The organism is Arthrobacter sp. 92 (assembly GCF_050260325.1).
Classification (GTDB): domain Bacteria; phylum Actinomycetota; class Actinomycetes; order Actinomycetales; family Micrococcaceae; genus Arthrobacter.
This window is the reverse complement of record NZ_CP189863.1, coordinates 4,599,159-4,623,056: the sequence shown is the minus strand read 5'-3', so window position 1 is coordinate 4,623,056 and position 23,898 is coordinate 4,599,159. Positions and strand designations below refer to the sequence as shown.

Here is a 23,898-nt window from a genome sequence, read left to right as displayed (position 1 = left end):
TGCCCCGCCGTTCCGATTGGGCTGCCCCGCCGTTCCGATTGGGCCGCCCCGCCGTTCGCACCCGTCCGCACCCGTCCGCACTCGGGCCCCCGCACGCGGATCCAGCGCCACGACGGCGCCGGTGAGGCCGCACGTGGCCGGATCCCGGGGCTCCGGCGGGATAGGCTGGGCTGAATGCCCGCCACGGAACAGGTCCGGCGGGCGAGGAACCATTTAGGGGTCTGACTGTGCTGTGGCCGTTTCCGCTGGCGGGCGCCGCGCCCGGCTGGCTTATCGTGGCGTTGAGCGTCGTGGACCTGGTTATCCGTGTGCTGGCCCTCGGAATCATCCCCGGTAACCGACGTCCCACCACTGCCATGGCGTGGCTGCTGGGCATCTTCTTTGTGCCCTCCGTTGGCCTGGTGCTGTTTCTGCTCTTCGGGAACTTCCGGCTCTCACGCCGGCGCCGAGCGCAACAGCGCGCGGTGAACATGCGGATCCGGGCGGGCACGTCCCACATGGCGGCGGTGGAGAGCGACTACAACGGCCCTGAGTGGGTGGCCTCCGCCGCCGAGTTGAACAAGACCCTCGGCTCGCTGCCCATGGTGGACGGCAACAGCATTGATTTGCTCCCCGGGTACCCCGACTCCATCAAGGCCATGACCGCGGCCGTCCGCGAGGCGAAGGTGTTCGTCAACGCCGAGTTCTACATCATGAGCACGGACCACGTCACGGACGATCTCTTTACCGCACTCGAGGAGGCCGCCGATCGGGGCGTGGAAGTGCGCGTGCTGTTCGATCACCTGGGCACGCTGCGCATCAAGGGCTACCGCAAACTCATCGCCCGGCTCAAGGCCAGCAAGATCCACTGGCGGCCCATGCTGCCGCTGAATCCCTTCCACAGGCAGTGGCGGCGCCCGGACCTGCGCAACCACCGCAAGATCATGGTGATCGACGGCGATATCGCCTTCACCGGCTCGCAGAACCTGATCGAGCCCTCCTACAACAACCCCCGGCACCGCAAAGTCGGCCGTGAATGGGTGGAGCTTATGGCCTGCATGCGCGGACCTATCGTCACCACCCTGAACGTGGTGTTCGCCACGGACTGGCTGAGCGAAACCGACGAATCATTGGAAGCGCAGCTGGCTCACCAGCCCGCGCCGGCTCCCGGGAACATCACCGCGCAGGCCGTGCCCAGCGGCCCCGGGTTCGTCACCGAAAACAACCTGCGCCTGTTTAACACCCTGATCTATTCGGCGCAGCACCGGATCTCCATCTGCAGCCCGTACTTCGTCCCCGACGACTCCCTGCTCTACGCGGTGACGACCGCGGCGCAGCGGGGCGTCGACGTCGAACTGTTCGTCTCGGAGAAAGGCGACCAGTTCCTGGTCCACCACGCCCAGCGGTCCTACTACGAGGCGCTGCTGGAGGCCGGAGTGCGGATCTACCTGTACAAAGCGCCGTTCGTCCTGCACGCCAAGCACTTCACCATCGACGACGAAGTGGCCGTCCTGGGTTCCAGCAACATGGATATGCGGTCCTTCTCGCTCAACCTGGAGGTCTCCGTCATGCTGCTGGGGGAGGACATCGTGAACAGGATGCGGTCCGTCGAGGACACCTACCGGGACATCTCCCACGAGCTGAAGATCGACGACTGGATGCAGCGTCCCATGGGCGTCAAGTACGTGGACAACGTGGCCAGGCTCACTGCGACGCTGCAGTAGGCGCCCGGCCCAGGTACTAGCTGCCGGGGAATTCGGTCCCGAGCGCGGAGAGGACACCGTAGGCCTTGGTGCGGATTTCCTCGTACTCCTCCTCCGGCGAGGAATCCGCCGTGATGGCCCCGCCGACGCCGAGGCTGAGTTCCGCCGGGCCGGAACCGCCGCTGATGACCACCAGGGTCCGGATGGCCACTGCCGTGTCCATGGCCCCGCTCAATGAGAAGTAGCCGATAGCGCCCGAGTACACGCCGCGCGGGGCGGCCTCGAGACGGTCCAGGATGGCCATCGTGCTGATTTTCGGAGCGCCCGTCATGGAGCCCGGAGGGAAACACGCGGCCACGGCCTCGGCCCGCGGCAGCCCCGGGCGCATCCGGGCGTCGATGGTGCTGACCATCTGATGGACGGTGGCGTAGCTTTCGATAGCACACAGCCTGCTGACCGTCACCGAACCCGCCACGGCGAAGTGGCTGAGGTCGTTGCGCAGCAGGTCCACGATCATGATGTTCTCGGCGCGGTCCTTCGGCGAGGACTCGAGCTCCTGCCGCAACTGCTCATCGACGTCGCGGTCGGCGGCCCGGCGCCGGGTGCCCTTGATGGGCTCGGCGCGCATGCCGCCGTCGGCCCCTATCCGCAGGAACCGCTCCGGCGACGTGCTGGCAACGGTCAGTTCCCCGAAGCGCAGGTAGCTGGCGAACGGCGCGGGATTCCTCCTCCTCAGGGCGAGATAGGTCTGCCAGGGATCCAGCGGCCCCGAGCCGGCCGGAACCGTGGCGCTGAGCATGGTGGTGAGGCAAACCTCGTAGGTGTTGCCCTCCGTGATCTCACATTGCGCCTCGGCAATCTTTCGTTTATAGCCGGGTTCCGAGTCGCGCGCGGCGAACCGCAGGCCAGGGGCACCGGCCACGCCGTTGCTGGCGCCGGCAGCCGCTTCGGCGACCGGTGTTGCCGCCTCGGCGACCGCCGACCGTGCGCGCGCCAGCCACTCATCGGCGTCAGGGGAATCCAAGGCAAGCAGCCAGACGGCACCGTCGCGGTGGTCCAGGACCACCGCACGGCCGGCGAAGATCAGCGCGGCATCCGGTGTCCCGGCGGCGACGTCGCTCCCGCCGGTTTCACGCTTGAGCTCATAGCCGAGGTAGCCCAGCCAGCCCAAGGCGAACCCGCAGTCATAGCCTTCCGGGGCCCGGAGGGCGCGGCGGCCCCAGACCCCGTCCAGCCAGCGAAAGAACGGTCCGGGCGTCTGCACCGTGGCGCTGCCCGCCGTCAGCCGGGTCACGCCGGAGCTGTGGCGCACGTCCTGGCCGAACCGTCCGCCGTCGTCCGCCAAGATGCTGAACCGGCTGCGCTCCGCAGCGATGCCCTCTGCCCGCAGCGAGGAGTCCAGCCAGACGGCGTTCGGTGAGTGAGCGTAGAGCGCGGCGAAGAGCCGGCCGGCGTCGGCTTCGGCGTCGATTCGCTCGGACCTCAGCTGCAGTCCGCGGCGGGAGGACAACTCGGGGAGCAGGCAGGCGGCGAGGGCGGGCAGGTACTGCAGGGCCTGGAGCACGTCATCCGGGGCCGTGCCGTCCGCGTTGTTGCGCACCCGGACGTCGGCGTAATCATGCACCGGATCGGAGTCCAGCCACTCCTGCTCCTGCGCGGCCCACAGGTCCCAAAAGGCTTCGTACGTGCTTCCGTCGCGGGTCAGGGCCCGGGTGCGGCGGTCCTGATCGGGCGCCTCGGCCCAGATCACCGCGTCCAGCAGGGGGCGGGCTGCCGCGGCGGCTGCGCCCACGCCCTCCACGATCACTATCTCCGCCGGGAGCGTGACACGGGCCTCGCCGTCGTAGTGTTTCTCCCAGTCCCAGCTGACCCATTCCGCCGCCTCGCCGCGCCGCAGGGGTGACAGGACCGTGGTCACGAAGCGTTCAATGCCCGCGGAGAGCCCGTTCCAGCCGGGGTAAATGTCTTCCAAATGAAAGAGCGAAACCTTGCGGTGCTCCCGGAGCCTGGCCGCCAACTCGATAGCCAAAGTGGTTTTACCTGCGCCGGACCGGCCGTCAATGGCGATGATCACGGGTGCGGGGGTCATGAAATAGAGCGTACCTGCTGCTCTGGCTGGTTCCGTTGACGTAATTCCGCCCGGACGTGGTCCACGATCCCGGGAATGGCCCCCCGGATCAGGTCCCACGTGACGTCGAAATCCGCGTGCCCGCCGTACCAGGGGTCCTCGATGCCCTGGTCCAGCAGATCCCGGGCCGCCACCGCCGGGTCAAAGCTGCGAAGCATCCGGACCCGGGCCAGGGCTTCGCCGTCCGGAGCGCTGGCCCGCAGCCAGCCGTAATGGTCCACGTCCAGTGCCAGGATGAGATGCCGCTGGTGGAACCACTCGGGCCGCCATTCACGGGCGACATGCCGATCGGAGCTCAGCTGATGCGCCGCAAGCTTGCGAGCTGCCCTGGGATCGATGGGACGGCCCGCCTCATACGCGGTGGTTCCGGCCGAGTCCACAATGGCGTCGCCGGCGAGCCCCGCTGTTGCCAAGGCCTCGGTCAGCATCAGCTCGGCCATCGGGGACCGGCAGATATTGCCTGTGCAGACCGCGATGATCCGGTATGGGCTCGACATTGAGGACATGGAAGCAAGCATGGGGGATAGTGGCCCATCTTGGCTAGTCAAGCTGCTTGACGAGCCAAGATGGGCCAGGACATGCGCCGCCGGCCTTGGCAGGCGGCAAGCCAGCCGGAGTAATTTTCATCACGGTTTCTGCGTCTTGCCGTAATCCAGGTTTCCCTGACCCCATACTAAAGATGACCCGGTGAGTCCGTTGCCCGGCCAGTCAGGAGGATAAGCCATGAATACTTTGATGACTGTAGTGACCAACGAGTATTTTCCCGCGGCGGCGGTTCTCTTGGCCGTGGTGCTTTTCTGGACGGTTGGCCTGTTCGGCGGCCTGTCCCTGCTCAGTACCAGCCAGCCGCCCATAGCCACGCTCACATGGCTGCTGTTTGTGTACACGGCGGCGGTCCTCTCGCCGTTGGCCGGGCTTCTGGCCGTTGTTGACTTGCTGCGGCGCTGGGTGCGCAACCGCCGTTCGGCCCGCACGGCTGAGACCACCTCCGCGTAACCGTTCTGGGCTGTGCTTGGGAACACTCTGAAAAAAGGGTAGTGACCACTCCACCGCAGGGGCTGTTCGGCTCCTAGAATTGATGTGGGGTCGACGGCGAATTGCCCGCTGAGACCCGGGCAGCCCCCAGTCGCCGTCGGCCCTTCAAGCGAAGGGTTTGTGCCCGGAGTTCCGCTTCATCGCACCCCGGAGGTCTTATGGCACCGCGCCTTCCCGACACCATTGACGAAAAGCTTTTTGGGCTCTATCTGTCCGATCACCTGACCGGCGCCACTGCGGGGCTGGCCCGGATTGACCGTATGTCCGACGACTTCACGGACACCCCCGTTCATGCCGAGCTTGCACGGATCGGCTCCGAGATACGCGGCGAGCGGAGCTTGTTGCGTGCCCTGATCCATGATCTTGGGCTGCGTCAGCGACCGTACCGTCAGGCGGCATCGTGGCTGCTGGAGCGGGTAGGCCGGCTCAAGCTCAACGGCAGGATCTTTAATCGCTCCCCGCTGACCCTTGTGCTGGAGGCGGAGCTGATGCGGTCCGCGATCATGGGAAAGTTCGGGCTCTGGCAGACGTTGGAGGATAGGGCGGCGGAAATCGGGCTCGATCCGGCCCGGTTCGCCGATTTGGCGCGTCAGGCCCAGGACCAGCTGGCCGCCCTGGAGCGTGTTCACGCCTACGCCCGGGCCACCGGATTCCGCGCGCAGGACAACGCCCGGTCGTAGGATGTTGCGGTTGGCGCCCGCTGTCAGCCACCGCGTGGCCAGCGCGGCTCCCGATTCTCCAGCGGCTGCGGCTGTTACTTCGGGCGATTCCTTCAACGGGCCGCCACCAGCGCCTGCGGGGCGGCCTGTTTCATCCGGGTTTGCAGCCATTTGAGCTGGGTGGCCGTTTCCGCGTCGCATTCGCCCACCACGGAAAGCAGTTCCCGGTCCCGGAGCGCGAAAGCCGCCTGCCGGACCATGGTCCAGGTCACGTCCACGAGGCTGGCAAGAAGGTAGAGGTCCTGGAGATCCCGGAGCAGTCCCACGGGTCCGCTTCGGGTCTCCGAGAGGCCTTCGGCGTGCAGCCGCTCAGGCTCGTTGTCCGAAGTGTCTTCGCCATAGCGTTCCACGATGGGCTGCAGGAGCTCCTCGTGGTGGTCGCACTGGCGCGCCAGGGTCTGGCAGAGGAAATGGACGTCCGGCTCCGACCCGTGCCCGTCGGAGACCTGACGAAAGGATTCGGCCAGGGTCTGTTCGGCCCGGCGAAGCATGCCCAGATAGATGCTCAGGTTCATGGCGTGCCTCCTGGTTGTACGTTGTGGGGTGGGGTTGGTTGGGCGTCCCGGATCGCGTCGGGGAACTGAGGGGGCGCCGAATGATATAGGAACTCCTCCGCTTCACCCGCCTGGCCTCCGGCAGTGGCGGTAGCCGGTGCGGAACCTGAGGAGCGGACCGGGCGGGAAGCCGTAGTGGTCGGCGCCGGAGCATAGCCTGTGGACGGACCGATCTTTTCCACCCTGACTGCCGCGTTCTTGAACATTGGCTGCTTGGACACCGGATCCCACTCCGTAAGGGTGAGCTCATTGGCTGCAGTAGGGTGCTGCGCGGGGCTGGCGCCTGCGTCCCAGTAGCCGTAATGGAAGGGCGCGAACACCGTGCCGGGACGGATGGCGGAGATGCGGGCCGGCACTTCGATGCGGCCCCGCCGCGAGGACACCCGCACCAGATCCCCCTCGGAAATGCCCAGCGCGTCCGCGTCTTCCCCGGCGATCTCCACCCACGCCTTCGGGGCAGCGGCCGTGAGGGGCGCGGACCGCCCCGTTTTGGTGCGTGTGTGGAAGTGGTAGGCAGTGCGTCCCGTGGTGTAGCGAAGCGGATACGCGGGGTCCGGTTCCTCGTGCGGGGAGGTGTACACGGCGCTCTTCAGGATGGCCCGGCCGCCGGGCGCCATCGCCTTGAACGCCTGGGCTCCCACCGAGGCGCCGGTGAGTAGATCGTGGCCGTAGCTTTCGCAGTAGTCAGGCTCGGTAGGGAAGACGCCGTCCTCATAGAGCCGCATCCGTCCATGCGGATTCTCCTCATTGCACGGCCAGGCTATGCCGCTGCCGCCGCGCAGGCGTTCGTAGCTGATCCCGGTGTAGTCGCAGGGCCGGCCGCCGGAGCATTCCTTCCAGGCTTCGAAGGCGTCCTCCGGTCCGTCCCACGTCAGCAGCGGAGATCCGTCCAGGGTGGTGAACCCCATCCGGTTTGAGTAGTCCAGAAAAATGTCCAGATCGCTGCGCGCCTCCCCGGGCGGTTCCACAGCCTTGTCCGAAAGGTGGACGGTGCGGTTGACGTTCGTGAAGGTGCCGGTCTTTTCACCCCAGCCCGCCGCGGGAAGCACCACGTCTGCGGCCTGCGCCGTTTCGGTGAGGTAGAGGTCCTGCACCACAAGAAAAAGCCCGGGCTTGGCGAGGATGTCCCGAATACGCGGCAGCTCCGGCATGGAGACCGCCGGGTTCGTGGCGGAAATCCAAAGGAACTCGATGGAACCTTGTTCGGCGTAGCGGAAGATCTGCATCGCATGTGTTGGCGGGGCCCAGTGCGGGATGGTCATGGGATCCACATTCCACAGGCGGGCCAGCTCCTGGACGTGTTCCGCGTTCTCCCAGTTCCGGAAGCCGGGAAGATCGCCGTCCGCGCCGCACTCCCGGTTGTTTTGCGCGGTGGGCTGGCCGTTCATCTGCAGGATGCCGCAGCCCGGCTTCCCCAACATGCCGCGCAGCAGGTGCAGATTGTTGACCTGGCAGGACGCGGCGGTTGCCTGGGAAGACTGGTAGAAGCCCTGCAGCACCGTGGACAACACCCGCCCTGAGGTTCCAAAGATGCGCGCGGCCTCCCTGATGTCCGCGGCGTCCACGCCGCAGACCTCCGCGGCGGCCTCGGCTGTCCACGGTTCCACGGCCTTGCGCAGCTCGTCCAGGCCCTGCGTATGGGCCTGGACATACTCCGGGTCCTCCCAGCCCATGTGGAGTAGTTCACGGACAAGGGCGTTCATCAGGGCCAGGTTGGTGCCCGGCCGCACCGCGAGGTGGACGTCCGCGTACTGGGCAACCATGGTGTCGCGCGGATCCACGCAGACGATCTTGGGGCGGTCAGGGCCGGCGATCCTGTCCAGCACCCGTGTCCAGAGAACGGTCTGGGTTTCGGCCATGTTGTGCCCGTACAGGAACATCGCATCGCAGCTGTCGATGTCCGTGTAGGCGCCCGGCTGGCCGTCCGCTCCGAAGGATTCCTTCAGTGCCGCTGCCGCCGTGGCCGTGCAGAGCCTGGTGTTGCCGTCCATGTGCGGGGTGCCGATGCCGGCCTTCCCGATCACAGCGAGGGCGTAGTACTCCTCGAGGAACAGCTGTCCGCTCGTGTAGAAGCCATGGCTGAGCGGTCCGCGCTCCCTGAGCAGCTGCTTGCTCCGGTCCACGATCCGACCCATGGCCGTGTCCCAGTCGCACTCCACCAGTTCGCCGTTCTCCCTGATCAGCGGGCGGCTGAGGCGGTCCTTGTTCGCCACGCCCTGCCAGCTGGCGAAGAGTCCCTTTGGGCCCAGCCGGCCGTGATTCACCAGGTCCCCGGCCCGGCCCCGGACACCCACCATGGCGCCGTCCTTGACCGCGATATCGCAGGCACAGCCATTGCTGCACAGGACGCAGGCCGACTGGACCCACCGGTCCACATCGCCTTCGGCCACCCCGGCGTCGAGCGCTTGGTCAACCCGGACAGGCCAGGGCTCATCTCGGGCGTAGGGAGTCCGGGTTCCCCAGATCTCGGATATGCGGTCAGCCATGGTGAAGCCTCCTGACTGTGCCCCAGGCGTGACGGCACTTTGTTGTGGCCCTGCCCACGGTATTACCAATCGCCGCCGAGGGGAAGGAAGTAACCTTAGTAATTGCGCCGGGACTGACTTTTCCGGTGGATCGGGATCAATCCGCTGCCGGCGCCCTCTCGTAGCGCAGCAGGACCACGCCGTTCCCGAACCGCCGGGTCTCGGCCAGCGCGAGCCGGACCTTGGCGTCCAGGGGCTGAAACAGGGGCCTGCCCTTTCCGATCAGCACCGGGTGGACATAGAGCCTGTACTCATCGATCAGGTCCAGCCGCCGGAAAGTGGCCGCCAAGTCCGCGCCGCCCAGCGCCAGATCACCGCCCGGCTGGGCCTTCAGCTCCCGCACATCCTCCGGAACCACATCCCGGACCACCGTGGTATTCCATGCGGCATGGTCCAGCGTCCGCGAATACACCAGCTTGGGCATGTCCCGCCAGATGCGGGCGAACTCCACCATGGGTGCCGTACTCGAAGGGTCCTGGTCCGCCGCCGGCCAGAACTCGGCCATCAGCTCATACGTGACGCGACCGTCCAGGAAGCCGCCCATCCCGCCGAGCAGCTCATTGAAGTGCCGATGCAGCTCGTCGTTCACCATATGCCAGTCGAGCTCGCGGTTGGGTCCCTCGAAAAAGCCATCAAGGGACACCTGCATCATCAAGATAATTTTTCTCATGGTTCCTCCCGTGGTTCAGGTCCGGATGTGTTTCGGCGGGAGGCCGGCGATGAAGCCGCTCCAGCTCGGCGGTGTCGCGGGCGAAGGAAACAACAAGCAACGGCAGCGCCATGGCCGGTCCCAGGAGGGCGAGCCACGGCGGGACGCCGGGGGCCAGGGCCAGCAGCAGGGCAAACGGCTGGAAGGCGCCGATGGCCTTGCGGGCCGGACTCGCCGGCAGCGGTCCCCGCAGATGGGGCCGAAAGCGGCCGGCGGCGACGAAGGCGTAGTAGAGAAGGCCGATAGCCAGGGTCCACGGCCCAACGGGTCCCGCGGTGGCGCAGGACAACACCAGGACAAGGGCGGCGTCGGTCCCGGTGTCGAGCCGTGCTCCGGCGGCCGACGCAGTGCCCGTACGCCGCGCAACGGGGCCGTCGACGGCGTCGAGCAGGAAAGCGACGGTGCCCACAACGGCGAGGGCCGGGCCGGGAGGCCGCCCCGTGAAGAGTCCCGGAACAGTGAGGACCGCACAACAGGCCACGAGGACGGCGCGCAACAGGGTGACACGGTCCGCCGGGGTGGACCGGCGGGGAGAGCGCTGCAGGATGGAGGCAGTGGCGTGGCCAATGACCAGCGTGCCGGCAGCCATGCACATGGCCCGAATTTCGAGATTGGCGGTGTACGCAGCAGAGAGCCAGACTCCGGCAATGCCATACGCTGCGACGGCTGCCATCGCGTCCGTTGATGCGCGCCGTGCGGTTCTGCTGTCCATGAGCCACCTCGCCTCGCCCACATGCTAGCAACAGCTGCAAACTGCAGACCACCAAAGCGCGGCAGCTTTGTGAGCAACTGCGGGCGGCGTACCGAAGCCGGACCGGGGCATTTAGGCCGCGCGTCGCCGGGACAAGCGCCTCGAGGTGCCAGACTGCCTCGGGTTACGTGCCTGCCGCCGGTTGCCCGGCCGCGCGAGGCCAGCCGCGGCCAGAAGCGCGCCAGCACCTTCGGCAACCGCGCTCAGGGACTTCTCAAAGAACCAGACGGGGTCGTACATGGCAGGAAACGGCCCGAACGCGGGGATGTCCACGTACCGGTACAAGAGGACGGCCGCGAAAGCACTCAGGGCCACGGCGAAAGCGAGCGCATACGCGGCCCGGCTCCCACGGACCAGCACATAGAGCGCGGCCACGACGGCGGCAGCGGCTTCGAGGAGGAACAGATTGCCCTGGCCGATCCCGGTGGATGACGCCGCCTGATAGCCAGGGGCCAGGTGGAGGTGAACCGCTGCATCGATGAACAAGGCGACGGCGGTCAGTACCCTTAGCGCCATGTTCATTTAACCGTCAGCGTTCCGTGCATATTCGGATGGTAGGTGCAGTGGTAGGTATAGGTTCCGGGGGCTGACGGGGCCGTGAAGGTGGCTGTTCCCCCGCTTCCCTTGACATCCACGTCGAAGGCCGAGCCTTGATCCGCGGTGACCGTGTGGCCCGCACTGTCCATGTTGGTGACCGACACCATGGCTCCCGGAGACACCGTCAGCGGCGTCCCGAAATCGAAATTGCGGATGGTGATGCCGGCGGCCGCCGTGGTGGTCCCGGTGGTTGCCGCGGCCGTCGTGCTGTCCGCGGGGGCGGTGCTTGGCCCGGAGCCTCCACCGCCGGGCGCGCAACCGCCCGTGACGATCACTGTCAAAAGCAGCAAAAGTGCAACCCGGGCCCTTACCGTGTTCATGACAACCGTCCTTGACGCCGGAATCAGGGCGTGGGGCCCTGCCTCTTTTTACAATTGTGCACGCGCGGCGGGGAAATAGCGCCGGTACCGCGGCTGTATTGCTGGCCGTGGCAGCGAGGGCCATAATGATCTCCTGATGAGTGTCCGGCTCCCCCCGCGGGGATGGCCGGTGCCATCAGGGCGGGGGGTCCGGAGAACTCGGTGCGAGCATCGGAGGAGACCCGTGGGGCCGTTCAACGTTCGACGCGGACCCGGTCTGGCGCGGCCTGCCGCGCCGCACTTCCGGGACCTGCTCAACTTATGCCGGGTCAGCGTCCGCGTACCGCGTGGGGCGCCTTCCGCCCGACGGCAGAGCTTTCGAGGCCTGATCGCCCGGGCCGCATGCCTCCTCAGAGAAGGAAATCGAATCATGCGCAAGATGATGAAATCCGCAATTGCCTGCGTGGTCGCGGCTCTGTTCGCCGTAGCCGGGACCTCGGCCGCCCGCGCGGCCGACCCCATTCCCCTGCCCCCGCCGGGCGCCTCTCCACTGGTGGTCGGAGGTGAGCGCGCGGACCTCACGCGCTGGGCTGTGCAACTGGTCTTTGTGCAGGGCCAGGGGCAGTTCGGCTGCACGGGCGAGGCCATCTCCGAGTCCTGGGTGCTGACGGCCAAGCACTGCGTCGCCGGGATCTCCTCCATGCTCGTCTTCTACAGCAACAGCACCACAAACCCGGGCACGCCGGTTGCCGCGGACCGGGTGTACGGATCTCCTTCCGGGGACGTGGGGCTGGTCCACCTCTCGGCATCACACTCTCTCAGGTCATATCCGGATCTCACCAACAGCTATGAACCCGGCTTCGAAGACTCCGGAACCATCATGGGATACGGTCTCCGGGCTGATAAGCAGGGCGCGAAGGGCCTGTATGAGGCGGAAGTCTCAGTCACGAACGCCTCGGCCGATGGCTACGGCGGCCCGGCCATCCACGTCACCGGCGTCACCGGCGCCGCCAACCACGGCGATTCGGGCGGTCCGCTCATTGTCGGCGGCGAAATCGTGGGAGTCTGCTCCACCGGGGACCTCGCTGATCCGGGCGCCGATGTTCATGCCGGGTCCAACTACGCCAACCTCAGCGTCAGCCGCGACTGGATCCACTCCACCTCCGGCGTGTAAGCCGCGGCTCCGATGCCGGAAGGGTCTCCGGCCTCTGACCGGCCAGGTGGCTGAGTTAGACGCGTGATCCGGTATGGAGGCCCCGCGTCGTTGGGGCGTACGTCAGGGAAGGTTCGACGGCGGCCGGTTGTTCTTCACTAGGTAAGGTTTGTGTGCCTTTAGGTGAGGCGGCTGTCATGGCGATCATTGCGGTGGTACTCGGCACAACCAGGCCCGGGCGGCTGGGGAAGGCGGTGGCTGACTGGGTCTACGCCCGGGCATTGGAGCGCGCCGATGCCCGGTTCGAGCTTCTCGACGTGGCCGACTTCGACCTTCCCCTCCTGGATGAAGCATTGCCGCCGTCCCGCGGCCGCTACGAGCATGACCACACGTTGGTCTGGGCAAGGGCCGTGGCACGCTACGACGGATACGTCTTTGTGACGGGGGAGTACAACCACTCCATTCCCGGTTCGCTGAAGAACGCCCTGGACTTCCTATACGCGGAGTGGAACAACAAGGCGGCCGCCTTCGTCAGCTATGGCAGCGCCGGAGGCATCCGCGCGGTGGAACATCTGCGCCAGGTGGCCGGCGAGCTCCAGATGGGGGACGTGCGCGCCCAGGTGGCACTGCCATTTGCCACCGAATTCGAAAACTACCGGACGTTCACCCCGTCCCAAGGCGCGGAGAAAGCCCTCCAGGTGCTGTTCGATCAGGTGATCGCATGGTCCGACGCGCTCAAGGTCCTGCGCTCCCCGGGCGGCCAGGAACCGGGCAGCCGCGACCCAACCAGCGAAAGACCGGCGAGTTAGGCGTCAGCGTGGCCCCACAGCGCCTTCCGAAGCAGCGCCTTCAGCTGCGCGGCCTCGTCCGCTTCGAGGCCCGCCAGGACCGCCGACTCGGCCTGCCGTGCGGCCTCGGCCGCCTGCTTCCGGAGCTTGCCGCCTTCCGCCGTGGCGGTGACGGTCTTGGCCCGGCGGTCCTGCTTCCCGGGCGCGCGCACCACCAGGCCGCGCTTTTCCAGTTCGTCCACCAGGTTCACGATCTGGCTGGGATCGAGGCTGAGGAAGTCCGCCATCTCGCGCTGGGTCGGTTCCAGCCCGCTGGCGGCGAGGATCAGCACGGAGTAGGAGCGCTCCTTGAGATCGAACTCGGACAGCGCGCGGTTGTTGAGCACCGAGCCGGCGGCGTGCAGTTTGGCGAGCAAGAAACCCAGGTCCTGGCTGATCGACGCGGCGACGAGCTTGTGGACGGGTTCGGTGCGCTGCCCGCTTTGTGTTTCCACCGTCATGCCCAACTCCAATTATCGTGAAAATAAATCATTGACTTTTTCAACTATCCATATTTTCATGGATACAGAACAGCATCCCATGCCGAGGGCCAGGATGCACAAGGTGAGCTAGCAAAGGAGCAGCGATGAGCCTGTCAGGGAAAGTAGCAATCGTCACGGGAAGCGGCCGGGGCCTGGGCCTCGCCTATGCCCGGGAGCTGGCCCGCCAGGGTGCCGCGGTCATCGTCAACGACGTCGATGCCGAGGTGGCCGCGGAAGCGGTCAGGACCATCGAGTCCGACGGCGGCCGCGCCGCCGCCGTCGTGGCCCCGGTGGGCAGTTCCGAGGTGGCCCGCCAGCTCGTCCAGGCCGCCGTGGAGGCGTTCGGCCGGCTGGACATCCTGGTCACCAACGCCGGCATCCTGCGGGACAAATCCCTGCTGAAGATGACGGACGACGACTTCGACCTGGTGATCAACGTTCACCTCCGGGGCACCTTCACCTGCGCCCGCGAAGCATTCGCCCACTTCAAGGAGAACGGCATCGCCGGCCGCATCATCACCATCGGCTCACCCACCGGGCAGCGCGGCAACTTTGGCCAGACCAACTACGCGGCCGCCAAGGCCGGCATCGTGGGCATGGTGCGCACCTGGGCGCTGGAAATGAAGAAGGCGGGCGTCACGGCCAATGCCGTCATTCCTGTCGCGGCAACGGCCATGACCAAGACGGTCCCGTACTTCCAGAAAGCCGTTGAAGCCGACGAACGGGGCGAGGCCATGCCCGCCTTCTTCCGCCACGACCTCGGATTCGGCACCGCCAGCGACGTCGCCGGACTGGTTGCCTTCCTCGCCTCCGACGCGGCGGCCGGCATCACCGGCCAGGCCATCGGCGCCGGCGGGGACCGCCTGCAGCTGTGGACGCACCCGGAGCCGATCGCCACCGAATACCGTGAGGGCGGCTGGAAGTACCAGGACCTCGTGGAGAACTTCGAGTCCCTGTTCGGAAACAAACTCCAGACCGTGGGCGAGGAATTCCTGCCGCTGCCTGCCGAACTGCGGCCCGAGACGGCGGCAGCTCCCGTGAAGGCAGGCTAGCCATGGCTGCCACCCGCTACGAGCTCGGAATCGACACCGCGAAGCTTGACGCGATCGACATGCACGTCCACCTCGAAGTGGACGGCCACGGCCACGGGTCCCTGCCCGCAGCCCTGACCGAGGCATCCGCCAAGTACTTCAAAGCGGAGGACCGCACCCCGTCGCTGGACCGGATCGCCGAGGTCTACCGCGAACTGAACATGGGCGCCGTCGTGTTTACCGTGGACGCCAGAACCCAGCTCAAGCACGAGCCCAACAGCATCCCCGAACTCATCGCCGGGGCCGCCCGGAACAACGATGTGCTGGTCCCCTTCGGAAGTGTGGACCCCCGCACCGGCGCGGAGGCTATCCAGGGCGCCAAGCACCAGGCGATAGACCTCGGCGCCCGCGGCTTCAAGTTCCACCCCAGCCTGCAGGGCTTCGACCCCTCGAACGAGCAGTTCTACCCGCTCTGGGAAACCCTTCAGGAACTTGGACTGCCGGTAATCTTCCACACGGGCCAGAACGGCATGGGCGCCGGGCTCCCGGGCGGGTACGGCATCAAGCTGGCCTACTCCAACCCGCTCCTGCTTGACGCCGTGGCCGCGGACTTCCCGGAACTGCAGATCATCATGGCGCACCCATCCGTGCCGTGGCAGGACGAGGCCAACTCGATCGCCACGCACAAGTCCAACGTGTTCATCGACCTCTCCGGCTGGTCACCGAAGTACTTCCCCGAGTCCCTGGTGCGGATGGCCAACTCGGTCCTCCAGGACAAGGTGCTGTTCGGCACCGACTTTCCGCTGATCACGCCGCAGAAATGGCTGGGAGCCTTCGCGGAGCTCCCGCTCAAGGACGAGGTCCGGCCCAAGATCCTCAAGGACAACGCCGTCCGGCTTCTCGGGCTGGGTGGCTGAGATGAGCCTGGACACGGGTGTGGACGCCGGCCCTGATTCCGTGGCGCCGGAACGCCTCTACAGCGTCTGCGACTATTACGAGGCCGAGTCCCTCCTGACCGCGGATGAACGCCGTGTGCTGGGGCGGTTGCGCCGCTTCCTGGACCAGGAGGCCCGCCCGGTTCTGGCCGACTACTGGGAACGCGGCGAGTTCCCGGACCAGCTGGCCGCGCCGCTCATCGACCTGGACCTGATGGAACCGGCCGAGCTGACTGGCGCCCCGGGTGCAGAGCGAACGCCGGCCCGCGGAATCTACCAGGGCTTCCGGATCTTCGAACTGGCCCGCACCGACGCTTCGCTCGCCACCTGGTACACCGCCCAGGCCGGGCTGTTCCGGACCGCCATCAGGGTGGGCGCCTCCCCGGACCAGCAGGCCGAGTGGATGCCGAAGGTCATCGACTTTTCGCTCAAGGGCGTCTTCTCGCTCACTGAACCGGAGTCCGGTTCAGACATCGCCGGCGGATTGTCGACCACCGCCCGCAGGGAAGATGGCAGTGAGGGGGATTCATGGGTCCTTGACGGCGCCAAGCGCTGGATCGGCGGCGCCGTCACGGCGGACGTCCTGGCCGTGTTCGCCCGCGATGTGGCCGATGGGCAGGTCAAGGCCTTCCTCGTGGACCGCCAGGCGCCCGGCGTGACGCTGGAGAAGATTCACGGCAAAACGGCCCTGCGCATGATGCAGAACGCCCACATCACCCTCGACGGTGTCCGCGTCCCGGAAGCAATGCGGCTGCACAACGTGAACTCCTTCCGGGACGTCGCGGCCATGCTGCGGGCCATGCGCTCGGACGTCGCGTGGATCGCCGCGGGCCTGCAGGCCGGAGCGTTCGAGGCGGCACTGCGGTACGTCAGGCATCGGCAGCAGTTCGGCCGCCCGCTCGCCTCCTTCCAACTGGTCCAGGAAAAGCTCGCCCGGATGCTCGGGAACGTCACCGCGGCACTGTCCCTCGTGGTCCGGCTCACCGAACAGCAGGCCAACGGCATCTACCGCGACCAGGACTCCGCTTTGGCCAAGATGCAGACGTCCCTGCTCATGCGCGAAACCGTCGCGCTGGCCCGCGAGGTGGTGGGCGGCAACGGCATCACGCTCGCAGCCGACGTGGCACGTTTCCACGCCGATGCCGAGGCCGTCTATTCCTACGAAGGCACCCACGAAATTAACGCCCTGATCGTCGGTCGGGCCCTCACCGGCGAAAGCGCCTTCACGCGCTGAGCCGCCCGAACCGAACTGCTGCGAACTGAACTGAACAACAACTCAAAACCCGACGGCGGCAGCACCGCGCCGCCGTCGTACTTCCGCACCCCCAACCAGCACAGGAGCCCAAGATGGCCAATCTCGTCGTCGACTTCGACAAACTACTCACCCTCTCCGGCACCGATCTCGGCGTTACCGAATACCGCGAAATCACCCAGGAGCAGATCAACAAGTTCGCCGATGCCACCGGGGACGACCAGTGGATCCACGTGGACCCGGAACGCGCCAAGGACGGACCCTTTGGCGCCCCGATCGCCCACGGCTTCCTCACCCTCTCGCTCATCATCCCGTTCTGGGGAGAGCTGTTCGACGTCGAGGGCGTCACCACCAAGGTGAACTACGGCCTGGACAAGGTCCGCTTCACCTCCCCGGTCAAGGTGGGTTCGCGCATCCGGATGCGGGCCAGCATCACGGAAGTCACCGAGGTCAAGGGCGGGGCCCAGATCAAGGTGTCCAACACCATCGAGATCGAAGGACAGGAACGCCCCGCCGTCGTGGCCGAATTCCTCGCCCGCTTCTATAAGTAAGAGCGCCCGGACAGTACCGCCAGCCCCACTCTCCTCATCCCTCTGCCCACAAGGAACAACGATGTCCCAAATATCGCAGTTGCAGGCCCTGGACGCGGGCACGCGTCGCCGTGAAGCACGGACCGTCATAGCCTCGAGCTATCTCGGCAGCACCATCGAGTACTACGACTTCCTGCTGTACGCCACGGCCGCCGCCGTGGTCTTCCCCAAGGTGTTCTTCTCCGGCATGGACGACTGGGTGGGCGTCGTCGCCGCCTACGGCACCTTTGCCGCCGGGTATGTCGCGAGGCCCCTCGGTGGCATCATTTTCGGGCACTTCGGCGACCAGCTCGGACGCAAGGGCATGCTGATTGTCTCGATGCTGGTCATGGGCATCGCCTCCACCCTGATCGGCCTCGTACCCGACGCCTCGGTGGCCGGGCCCTGGGGCGCCGTCATACTCGTGATCCTGCGCGTCTTCCAAGGCATCGCCGTGGGCGGGGAATGGGGCGGTGCCGCCCTCATGGCGCTGGAGCATTCGGAATCGGGCAAGCGCGGCTTTGCGGCTTCGTTCGTCAACGCCGGCGCCCCCACCGGCGCGGTCCTGGGCACCCTCGCCATGGGCGCCTTTTCCGCTCTGCCCAACGCGCAGTTCCTGGCGTGGGGCTGGCGGGTGCCGTTCCTGCTCTCCTTTGTCCTGCTGGGCGTGGGCATGTTCGTCCGGCTCAAGGTCTCCGAAAGCCCCATCTTCAAGGCCGCAATGGAACAGGAGAAGGCCGAACAGGAGAACGCCGATCGGCGGCAGACCGCACAGGGGAACGCGGCCGTGCGCCGCGACATTCCCCTGCTGCAGGTCCTTCGCCGGCCCAAGACCCTCATCTTCACCATGCTGGCCGGAGCAGCCGGCTTTGCGCTGCAGGTGGTCCTGGCCACGTTCTCCGTCACCTACGCGGTCTCCAAGGGAGCCGACCGGCAGGGCGTGCTTTACGCCTTCGCGGCGGCCTCGTTGGTGTCCATCGCTTTTGTGGTCATGGGCGGCCGGCTCTCCGACAAGCTGGGCAGGCGGCCTGTGATGATCGGCGGCCTGGTGCTCTTCATCCTCTACCTCGTGCCGATGTTCTCGCTGCTGTCCTCGAACAACATCGGGCTCATCTTCGTGGCCTTTGCGGTGGGCCTCATGATCCATTCCACCCTGTTCGGCCCCCTCGCGGCATTCGTTTCCGAGCAGTTCGGCACCACCTCCCGCTACACCGGAGCCTCGCTGGGATACCAGCTCGCAACCCTGCTCGGGGCCGGATTCACCCCGGGCATCGTGGCGCAGATTTTCAAGGACTCCGGCCAGAACACGGCGTCCGTGGTCTGGTACCTGGCCATCATGTCGGTCGTGTCGATCGTCTTCATCCTGCTGACGCGGGAGCCGAAGAACAACGACCTGGCCGCCGTCCGGTCCTGACCGGGCCCTCAGGCCTTACCGTCTAAGTAGAAAGGATTTGCCGTGGAGAATTTTGGCATCGGCTCGTGGCTGCAACGGCGCCGCCCGAAGTCGGGCACCAAGACCGCCGTCGTCGCCGGGAAGCGGGAGCTCAGCTACGAGCAGTTGGCGGAGCGCTCCGCCCGGCTCGCCAACGCCCTGCGGGAGCGGGGCGTTGGCAGCGGCGACCGCGTGGCCTACCTTGGCGAGAACGATCCCTCATTCCTCGAAACCCTCTTTGCCGCGGGACTCGCTGGCGCGGTCTTCGTTCCGTTGAACACCCGTCTGGCGCCGCCCGAAATCCAGTTCCAGCTCCGGGACTGCGGCGCCGTCGCCTTGGTCCACTCTGCGGACCTGGCCCTGCTCGCGGAGCGGGGGGCTGCGGACACCTCGGTGGCTGGCCGGATCGTAGTGGGCGATTCCGGAGAACCCGGCGTAGGGACTGCCGAACTGGGCGCCCGTGCGGGAGCTGACCGGCACCGCGGGAACGCCGTGGAGGCTTACGAAGACGTGGTGGCGTCCGGTTCGCCGCTGGCGCCGGACGAACCCGTGGGACTGGAGGACGGCGCCATGATCCTCTACACCTCCGGGACCACAGGAAACCCGAAGGGTGCCCTCCTGACGCACGGCAACATCACATGGAACTGCATCAACGTGCTCGTCGACTTCGACTTCGCCTCCACCGACGTCGCCTTGATGATCTCGCCGATGTTCCACGTGGCCTCGCTGGACATGGGCGTGCTGCCCACACTCCTCAAAGGCGGGACCGTTGTCCTGGAGCCGAAGTTCGATCCCCGGCGGACGCTGGAACTGATCGAACAGCACCGTGCCACCACCATCAGCGGGGTTCCCACCACATACCAGATGCTGTGCGAGGATCCGGCCTGGGACACCACTGACCTCAGCTCGCTCAACAAACTGACGTGCGGCGGCTCCGCGGTGCCCATGCGGGTCCTGGAGGCGTATGAACGGCGCGGATTGCGGTTCTCCAACGGCTACGGCATGACCGAGACGGCCCCGGGCGCCACCACACTGCCGGCGTCCCGGTCCCGGGACAAAGCCGGGTCCTCGGGCCTGCCGCACTTTTTCACCGATGTCCGGGTGGCCGACCCCGCTGATCCGGAGGCGGGCCCGCCAGCGCCCGGAACGGTGGGAGAGATCCAGATCAAGGGGCCCAACGTCATCAACGAGTACTGGAACCGACCGGAGGCCACCGCGGACTCCTACACGGAGGACGGCTGGTTCAAATCCGGGGACATGGGCTACAAGGATCCGGACGGATTCGTCTTCATCTCCGACCGGCTCAAGGACATGATCATCTCGGGCGGGGAGAACATCTACCCGGCCGAGGTGGAGCAGGCGATCGCCGAGCTCGACGCCGTCGGCAGTGTTGCCGTGATCGGCGTCCCGGACGAGAAATGGGGCGAGGTGCCGCGGGCCGTGGTGCTCCTGCGCGAGGGCGCCGAACTGACGGAAGAGCAGCTGCGGCTCCATCTGGACGGCAGGCTGGCGCGATACAAGATCCCCAAGTCGGTGGTCTTCGTGGCCGAGATGCCCAGGACGGCCAGCGGCAAGATCCGCAAGGCCGAGCTGCGGAAACTTACGCCCGCGAACGGTCAGCTGCAGCCCTGACCGGGCTGCGGACATTTAGCGCGAACGTACAGTTCGGGCCCGGTCGGTGACGCATGTGGCGCCGCCGGCCGGGTCTTTTGCGCGCGAACGGACAGTTACGCCCCGGGGCGAGCGCGCGAACGGACAGTTGCGCCCCGGCCGGCAGGTCCGGCGGCTTCCTCAGTGGATCAGCGCCAGCAGCACGCCGACGCCGACAAAGAGCACCCCGAACGTCCGGTTCAGGACCCTCTGCCCGCGCGCGTCGTGGGTGAAGCGCTGGAATGATTTGGCCGCTGCCGCGAAGAAGAACCACATCACCAGGATGTCGATGACCACCACGGTGGCCGTCAGGACCACGTACTGGGGCACCAGGGGCTGTTCCGGGCGGATGAACTGGGGCATAAAGGCCAGGAAGAACACGATTGCTTTGGGGTTGAGCAGGTTGACCCAGAGCCCGCGGCGGAACATGGAGAGGGACGGCTCATTCCGGAGCGTTGCCGCCTTTTCCTGATCGAGGTCCGGCTTGTGCAGGAACTGCCGGATGCCCAGATAGACCAGGTAAGCGGCCCCGGCATACCGGATCACGTTGAAAGCCACCGGGGAACTGGCCACCAGCACGCCAACACCCAGGGCCACAACCACCACATGCACGATCAAGGCGGCCTGCTGGCCCAGGATGCCCCAGATGGAACGACGGAAGCCTGAGTTCAGCGAATTGCTCATGGTGTTAATGGCGCCCGCGCCGGGGGTGAAACTGATCAGGACGCCGGCGCCGGCCAAGGCGAGCCAAAGGGAGGGTTGCACCCGTCAAGTTTACGGGCCGGCCGGTACAGCCCTTTCCCGGCGCTTCCCCGGCGTGCTCGGGACCCGGGCTGCCCTCGAGGTCCGGTTCAGCCGGCCCTCAGGCCATAAGTCAGGACCATGTTTCCCTTGCTGGTCTGCTGAGATTCCTGGAGCTCCAGCCTGGTCAAGGGATCGCCGTCCACGAAGAGCCGCCGGCCAGTTCCCGCAATGACGGGGTGGACCATCAGCATCAGGGAATCGAGCAGGCCGGCAAACAGGAGCTGGCGGACCAGGGAAATGCTCGCGAAAACTCCGATCTCGCCGCCGTCGCTGCGCTTGAGCCCGGCCACGAAGTCCTCCAGGGGTTCCTTGATGAGGTGGGAATTCTGCCATGCCAGCTCACCGGAGAGGGTCCTGGAGGCCACATACTTCGGAAGGGGGTTGATGAAGGCTCCGAAAGGGTCTTCGCCGGCGGCGTTGGGCCAGTAATCAGCCCACTGCTCGTACCCCACCCGCCCCATGAGCGCTGTGTCCACGCGCTCCATCATCTGACCCATTCCGGCACCCAGCTCGTCGTCAAAGCTGTCAAACTGCCACAGGTTGGGGGACTCCACCACACCGTCCACCGAATAGAAAAGGCCAGCCATCAGTCTGCGCATTCGCGTTCTCCTCACGGGTAGGTTTTCTTGCACCCTATAGACAGATCCAATCGTTGGGAACCGTCCCTGGGTCATTTCCCGTGCACCCGAGCGGGCAGGTCCCGGCCGGCGATGTGCGCCCCCGGCCGGGACTGTGCGCGCTGAGTACGAGGCAGGCCGGACTAGCCGCACCCGGGATGACTAGCCGTTGAAGTAGCCCTCCACCTTGGGGGCGGTGTCGCCGGTCAGGATTTCCTCGGTCTTGCCGTTCGCCTGGTGCTGGCCGGCCTGCAGCCAGCCTCGGCCCCCAAGGTGTGGCGGGACTTTGGCGCGGCTGTGGCACCGCTGTGAGGGCAGGAAGGAGTCCGTGGCGGCTTCACGCCCGCGGAGGCCGGCGCGCGTATGTGGGCAAGGGCCCGCGGCGTCAGGCCCGGGCGATGATCTCACCGTTGGGAATCAGGAACCAGCCGTCGTCAGTGGAGCCCCACCTGTGCCAGCCCGCGGAAATCCGGGCCAGGTCCGCGGCGTTGGCGAAGCCGTACTCCAGCGCCTGGTCCGCGAAGGAGGAATGAAGCACGCGCTCGCCCCACACCCGTGCCTGCCACCGCCGCTGCTGGCCCGTGGCGTACAGCCAGTTACTGCTGGACGGCGCCACGTCGGTGAAACCCGCGGCCTGGGCCCATGAAACCAGGCGCCGGCCAGCGTCCGGCTCCGCCCCGTTGCGCCGGGCAATACGCTGGTAAAGCTCCATCCATTCGTCCAGTTCAGGGATGGCAGGGTACCAGCTCATACCGTGGAAATCGGCGTCGCGCACTGCCACGATGCCGCCGGGCTTGGCCACGCGCCGCATTTCCCGCAGGGCTTCCACGGGATTGGTGAGGTGCTGGAGGACCTGGTGGGCGTGGACCACGTCGAAGGTCTCGTTCTCAAAGTCGAGGTCATAGATGTTGCCGGCGACGAATTCGGCGTTCCCTACACCACGTTCGGCCGCAAGCGCCGTGGCGTGGGCGATCACCTCGGGGGAGCGGTCCAGGCCTGTGACCTTTCCCGGCGATACGAGGGCGGCGAAGTCGCATGTGATGCTCCCCGGCCCGCAGCCCACGTCCAGCACGGACACGCCGGGGGTGAGGTAGGGGATCACGAATGCCGCGGAGTTCTCGGCAGTCCGTGACGCATGGGCGCGGACCACGGACTCATGATGTCCGTGCGTGTACACATCTTCAGGCTGCTGCGCACTCATAGGGAAACGCTACTCCTCCGGGCTGGCAAAGGAGCAGAGCCGGCTGGCAGCCAATTCGCAGTCCCGCGTTTGCGGAAACCCCGCCGTCCGTGGGGTCCGTCAGGCCGGTGGGGTCCTGCCGGCGCCTTTTGGCGGCTGTTCTGCCAGAATGAAGCCATGACCGCGCAGCCGTGGGGAAGGCCGTCGTCGGAGCGGGGACTGTCGCTTCGGAACGCAGCACCGGCTGAGGGGCTGCGTCGACCCTTCTTTGTCGCCGCAGTGGTCGTCTTCGCCATCGCCGTGCTGGCCGAGATCGGCTTGGCGCTCCTCCTGGGTTCCACTGCGGTGGACCCGGTGTCACCGGCGGCGGCCAATGAACTGGGTGTGCCGCCGGAACTCCTGCTCCGGACTGAGCAGGCGGGCGCCGAGCCGCCGGGAAGCGGCATCGGCTTCCTTGCATTCCTGGACGGGCTGCTGCTGTTCACCGTGGTGATGCTCGGGCTGAGCCTCATCATGGACCTGCGGGTCTATGGCCGCCTCCAGGGGATCGTGACGCTGATCGTGTCCTTCCTCTGGGTGGCGGGGGCGTTCTTAGCGGCCATGACTGCACTGGCCAAACTGTTTCTGATGTTCGGATTGTTCGTGGCCACCCCGTTCGGCACCCTGGCCTACCTCGCGTTGTGGGGAAGTTTCCCGGTGGGTAAGGCCGCGGCCATCCTTGGCCTGATCCTGCTGCTTAAAATCGTGTTCGTGGTGCTGCTGGCCGTATCCGTGCTCCTGCAGCTGGTCCTGGGCCTGATCCACGGCTTCCTGCCCGGCCCGCTGGTGTCCATTGGTGACCAGTTCTGGGCTCTGGTCACCGTAGTGGTTTCGCTGGTGTGGGCCCTTGTGATGCTGATCGGGTCCATTCCGGCCATCGTCAACGCCGTGCGCGTGAGCGGCTCAGCCGACGACTGATCCGACTGTC

At 66.6% G+C, this 23,898-nt stretch carries 25 protein-coding genes; 12 read left to right on the top strand and 13 right to left on the bottom strand.

The features are described from left to right. The first annotated feature begins 227 nt into the window (after window positions 1–227). Entirely contained in the window at window positions 228–1,703 is a 1,476-nt protein-coding gene (gene cls, locus ACP4XC_RS21560) for a cardiolipin synthase (RefSeq protein WP_427172778.1), read from the top strand. A gap of 16 nt (window positions 1,704–1,719) precedes the next feature. Here cls and pabB read toward each other — a convergent pair whose 3' ends face one another. Beyond that, on the bottom strand, window positions 1,720–3,771 hold the full coding sequence (gene pabB, locus ACP4XC_RS21555; RefSeq protein ID WP_427172777.1) for an aminodeoxychorismate synthase component I: 2,052 nt from the start codon (window positions 3,769–3,771) through the stop codon (window positions 1,720–1,722). Next, a complete protein-coding gene (locus tag ACP4XC_RS21550; protein ID WP_427172776.1) occupies window positions 3,768–4,316 on the bottom strand; it encodes a low molecular weight protein-tyrosine-phosphatase in 549 nt (182 codons plus the stop codon). The genes pabB and ACP4XC_RS21550 overlap by 4 nt, the downstream gene beginning before the upstream one ends. A gap of 217 nt (window positions 4,317–4,533) precedes the next feature. Between ACP4XC_RS21550 and ACP4XC_RS21545 the strand changes: the two genes are divergently transcribed. Together ACP4XC_RS21545 and ACP4XC_RS21540 are read left to right on the top strand one after the other, a co-directional pair. Further along, the gene (locus ACP4XC_RS21545; RefSeq protein WP_427172775.1) at window positions 4,534–4,806 is read left to right on the top strand and encodes a hypothetical protein; all 273 of its coding nucleotides are present in this window, start codon (window positions 4,534–4,536) and stop codon (window positions 4,804–4,806) included. Window positions 4,807–5,003: 197 nt separating this feature from the next. Then, window positions 5,004–5,525, top strand: coding sequence for a hypothetical protein (locus ACP4XC_RS21540; RefSeq protein WP_427172774.1), 522 nt, complete (start codon window positions 5,004–5,006; stop codon window positions 5,523–5,525). Between the two features lie 92 nt (window positions 5,526–5,617). On the opposite strand, the gene ACP4XC_RS21535 is transcribed toward ACP4XC_RS21540, so the two are convergent. The 6 genes from ACP4XC_RS21535 to ACP4XC_RS21510 all read right to left on the bottom strand — a co-directional run bounded on the left by ACP4XC_RS21535 (window position 5,618) and on the right by ACP4XC_RS21510 (window position 11,020). Next, on the bottom strand, window positions 5,618–6,079 hold the full coding sequence (locus ACP4XC_RS21535; protein ID WP_427172773.1) for a hypothetical protein: 462 nt from the start codon (window positions 6,077–6,079) through the stop codon (window positions 5,618–5,620). Beyond that, window positions 6,076–8,604 carry a molybdopterin oxidoreductase family protein gene (locus ACP4XC_RS21530; protein ID WP_427172772.1) on the bottom strand — a complete coding sequence of 843 codons (2,529 nt, stop codon included), beginning with the start codon at window positions 8,602–8,604 and terminating at the stop codon, window positions 6,076–6,078. The genes ACP4XC_RS21535 and ACP4XC_RS21530 overlap by 4 nt, the downstream gene beginning before the upstream one ends. Window positions 8,605–8,740: 136 nt before the next feature. Continuing rightward, window positions 8,741–9,313 (bottom strand): dihydrofolate reductase family protein, encoded by a 573-nt coding sequence (locus ACP4XC_RS21525; protein ID WP_427172771.1) that lies wholly within the window; start codon window positions 9,311–9,313, stop codon window positions 8,741–8,743. Then, entirely contained in the window at window positions 9,276–10,064 is a 789-nt protein-coding gene (locus ACP4XC_RS21520) for a CDP-alcohol phosphatidyltransferase family protein (protein WP_427172770.1), read from the bottom strand. Before ACP4XC_RS21520 ends, ACP4XC_RS21525 begins: the two co-directional genes overlap by 38 nt. A 111-nt stretch (window positions 10,065–10,175) precedes the next feature. Further along, entirely contained in the window at window positions 10,176–10,625 is a 450-nt protein-coding gene (locus ACP4XC_RS21515) for a hypothetical protein (RefSeq protein ID WP_427172769.1), read from the bottom strand. Further along, complete coding sequence (locus ACP4XC_RS21510; protein WP_427172768.1) at window positions 10,622–11,020, bottom strand: cupredoxin domain-containing protein; 399 nt, start codon at window positions 11,018–11,020, stop codon at window positions 10,622–10,624. The genes ACP4XC_RS21515 and ACP4XC_RS21510 overlap by 4 nt, the downstream gene beginning before the upstream one ends. A 409-nt stretch (window positions 11,021–11,429) precedes the next feature. On the opposite strand from ACP4XC_RS21510, the gene ACP4XC_RS21505 reads away from it, so the two are divergent. Both ACP4XC_RS21505 and ACP4XC_RS21500 read left to right on the top strand, forming a co-directional pair. Beyond that, on the top strand, window positions 11,430–12,173 hold the full coding sequence (locus tag ACP4XC_RS21505) for a S1 family peptidase (RefSeq protein ID WP_427172767.1): 744 nt from the start codon (window positions 11,430–11,432) through the stop codon (window positions 12,171–12,173). Window positions 12,174–12,349: 176 nt separating this feature from the next. Continuing rightward, window positions 12,350–12,961, top strand: coding sequence for an NADPH-dependent FMN reductase (locus ACP4XC_RS21500; RefSeq protein WP_427172765.1), 612 nt, complete (start codon window positions 12,350–12,352; stop codon window positions 12,959–12,961). Here the strand turns inward: ACP4XC_RS21500 and ACP4XC_RS21495 are convergent. Then, window positions 12,958–13,440: a MarR family winged helix-turn-helix transcriptional regulator gene (locus tag ACP4XC_RS21495; protein ID WP_427172764.1), complete on the bottom strand. Its 483-nt coding sequence runs from the start codon at window positions 13,438–13,440 to the stop codon at window positions 12,958–12,960. The two genes, ACP4XC_RS21500 and ACP4XC_RS21495, sit on opposite strands and share 4 nt — an antisense overlap. A 125-nt stretch (window positions 13,441–13,565) precedes the next feature. Here ACP4XC_RS21495 and ACP4XC_RS21490 point away from each other — a divergent pair, with 125 nt between their 5' ends. The 6 genes from ACP4XC_RS21490 to ACP4XC_RS21465 all read left to right on the top strand — a co-directional run bounded on the left by ACP4XC_RS21490 (window position 13,566) and on the right by ACP4XC_RS21465 (window position 20,312). Further along, complete coding sequence (locus tag ACP4XC_RS21490) at window positions 13,566–14,513, top strand: SDR family NAD(P)-dependent oxidoreductase (RefSeq protein ID WP_427172763.1); 948 nt, start codon at window positions 13,566–13,568, stop codon at window positions 14,511–14,513. Between the two features lie 2 nt (window positions 14,514–14,515). Then, on the top strand, window positions 14,516–15,409 hold the full coding sequence (locus ACP4XC_RS21485) for an amidohydrolase family protein (protein ID WP_427172762.1): 894 nt from the start codon (window positions 14,516–14,518) through the stop codon (window positions 15,407–15,409). A gap of 1 nt (window position 15,410) precedes the next feature. Next, window positions 15,411–16,661: an acyl-CoA dehydrogenase family protein gene (locus ACP4XC_RS21480; protein ID WP_427172761.1), complete on the top strand. Its 1,251-nt coding sequence runs from the start codon at window positions 15,411–15,413 to the stop codon at window positions 16,659–16,661. Window positions 16,662–16,774: 113 nt separating this feature from the next. Next, window positions 16,775–17,230: a MaoC family dehydratase gene (locus tag ACP4XC_RS21475; protein WP_427172760.1), complete on the top strand. Its 456-nt coding sequence runs from the start codon at window positions 16,775–16,777 to the stop codon at window positions 17,228–17,230. Between the two features lie 61 nt (window positions 17,231–17,291). Further along, the gene (locus ACP4XC_RS21470) at window positions 17,292–18,662 is read left to right on the top strand and encodes an MFS transporter (protein ID WP_427172759.1); all 1,371 of its coding nucleotides are present in this window, start codon (window positions 17,292–17,294) and stop codon (window positions 18,660–18,662) included. 42 nt (window positions 18,663–18,704) lie between these two features. After that, window positions 18,705–20,312 carry an acyl-CoA synthetase gene (locus ACP4XC_RS21465; protein ID WP_427172758.1) on the top strand — a complete coding sequence of 536 codons (1,608 nt, stop codon included), beginning with the start codon at window positions 18,705–18,707 and terminating at the stop codon, window positions 20,310–20,312. Between the two features lie 159 nt (window positions 20,313–20,471). Here the strand turns inward: ACP4XC_RS21465 and ACP4XC_RS21460 are convergent, their stop codons facing one another. The 4 genes from ACP4XC_RS21460 to ACP4XC_RS21445 form a co-directional block, all read right to left on the bottom strand. Beyond that, the gene (locus ACP4XC_RS21460; protein ID WP_427172757.1) at window positions 20,472–21,095 is read right to left on the bottom strand and encodes a LysE family transporter; all 624 of its coding nucleotides are present in this window, start codon (window positions 21,093–21,095) and stop codon (window positions 20,472–20,474) included. 86 nt (window positions 21,096–21,181) lie between these two features. Next, on the bottom strand, window positions 21,182–21,733 hold the full coding sequence (locus ACP4XC_RS21455; RefSeq protein WP_427172756.1) for a dihydrofolate reductase family protein: 552 nt from the start codon (window positions 21,731–21,733) through the stop codon (window positions 21,182–21,184). A 180-nt stretch (window positions 21,734–21,913) separates the two neighbouring features. Then, window positions 21,914–22,159, bottom strand: coding sequence for a hypothetical protein (locus ACP4XC_RS21450; RefSeq protein WP_427172755.1), 246 nt, complete (start codon window positions 22,157–22,159; stop codon window positions 21,914–21,916). Further along, window positions 22,137–22,952, bottom strand: coding sequence for a methyltransferase domain-containing protein (locus ACP4XC_RS21445; RefSeq protein ID WP_427172754.1), 816 nt, complete (start codon window positions 22,950–22,952; stop codon window positions 22,137–22,139). Before ACP4XC_RS21445 ends, ACP4XC_RS21450 begins: the two co-directional genes overlap by 23 nt. Window positions 22,953–23,108: 156 nt before the next feature. Here ACP4XC_RS21445 and ACP4XC_RS21440 point away from each other — a divergent pair, with 156 nt between their 5' ends. After that, window positions 23,109–23,888, top strand: a complete 780-nt coding sequence (locus ACP4XC_RS21440; RefSeq protein WP_427172753.1) for a hypothetical protein — start codon at window positions 23,109–23,111, stop codon at window positions 23,886–23,888. The last annotated feature ends 10 nt before the right edge of the window (window positions 23,889–23,898 follow it).